The sequence below is a fragment of the Allosalinactinospora lopnorensis genome (assembly GCF_000981225.1).
In the GTDB taxonomy this organism is placed as follows: domain Bacteria; phylum Actinomycetota; class Actinomycetes; order Streptosporangiales; family Streptosporangiaceae; genus Allosalinactinospora; species Allosalinactinospora lopnorensis.
Genome location: NZ_LAJC01000176.1, coordinates 1 through 1,485, shown reverse-complemented (window position 1 = coordinate 1,485; position 1,485 = coordinate 1). Strand labels below are relative to the sequence as shown.

The 1,485-nt window shown below is 71.6% G+C and carries 1 protein-coding gene; it reads right to left on the bottom strand.

Annotated elements, in window-relative coordinates:
• On the bottom strand, positions 1-1,423 hold a 1,423-nt coding region (locus tag VS93_RS26345; protein ID WP_046472536.1), incomplete at its 3' end, for an IS701 family transposase.
• Positions 1,424-1,485: the final 62 nt, after the last annotated feature.

Genomic DNA, 1,485 nt, shown 5'->3' with positions numbered 1-1,485 from the left:
CGGGGCGTAGAGGTGGAGTGCCTGGCCGGTGGCGACGGCGTTGATCAGGTCCTGGAGTTCGGTGGGCGGGGGCGCCTTGGACCATGCCGGCCACCAGCGTTGCAGCGCGATGGCGGGGGTCAGCCAGCCGCGGATGGCGCGGATTGCCCGGGGCCAGCAGGGCGCGTGGGGCTGGTGGGAGGCGGGGGGTCCCCCTCTCTGGCCGGTCCTGCCCTCCGGCGGGCGCGCCCGGTGGTTCGGGCGGGGCCGGTTGTTCGAACCAGGCGTGCCAGCAGAAGGAGAACGCGCAGTTCACCAGGGTCTGATGGCGGCGGATGGCCGTGTCGGAGCGGACTTGGAAGTCGGCCCAGCCGAGTTCGTCCTTGACCTGTTTGTAGCTCTGTTCGATCCAGTTGCGGATGCCGTAGATCCGCACGATCTCGGCGAGGTCGGCGGCCGGATGGGGGCTGTTGGCCTCCTGCGGTGAGCCGGGGCGGGCAAGGTTGGTGGCCAGGTACCAGGTGGACTTCTCCGGCAGGGTGGCCGGGTCGGTGGTGGCCACGACCAGTCGGGTGGCGCCGTCCGGGCCCCACCAGCCGAGCCGGGCGTCGGCGGCCCACCAGGTGGCGGTGCGCCCATCGCGGAAGGTCCGGGTCACAGCAGCCCAATCGCCCGGGTTGGCCGGGTCGTACCAGGCCAGTTCGCGGGCGGCGTCTAGCGGAGTGTGGGCCTCGGGGCCGTAGGCCCAGGTGCCCCTGCGCCGTTTGAGGGCCATCACGAACGGCAGCCCGGCGGCGGCCAGTTCACCGCGGAAGCCGTCCTGGTCCCCGTAGGCGCAGTCGGTCGCCACTGCCCGGAAGGCCACCCCGGCCTGCACCGCCTGCCGGGCGAGCACGGCTGCAATCTGCAGCTTTGTCGCGAAGTCAGGGTCGCTGCGGCCCTTGGGGAAGTGGCGAGCCGGGGTGTAGGGCACGGCGTGCAGCGGGTAGTACAGCCGCTCATCAGCCCACAGCGTGGTGACGGTGACCACGCCGTTGTCGGTCTTGCCCAGCCGGCCCAGCCACTGCCGTCCCACATGCGCGGTGGCCGTGCCGTCCTTGCGGTCGCCGGAGTCGTCGACCACCAGCACCCCGCCCTCATGAGGCGCGGTTACCGGATCGGACAGCAGCATCTCTAGGCGTCGGGCGTTGACCTGCTCGTGGTCCCAGCACGACTCCGACAGGAAGAACTGCAGCCGCTGCACCGCCGGATGCTGGGCCCCGGCCACCGGCTCCACCCCGGCCAGGCAGGTCAGTGTCTTGTTGCGGTCTCTAGCCAGCAGCAGCCCGCTCAGATACTCGCGAACCCCCCGCCGCTGAGCCAGCGAGCGGAACAGATCATCGAACCGGGCCGTGTACCCCTCCAACGGCCCCGGCGCGGGCGGACACGGCCGCCGGGCAGTCACCATCGCCACCACCCCCTGCCCACCCACATACCGCCAGCCCCGCCCAAAGTCAACAAACCACC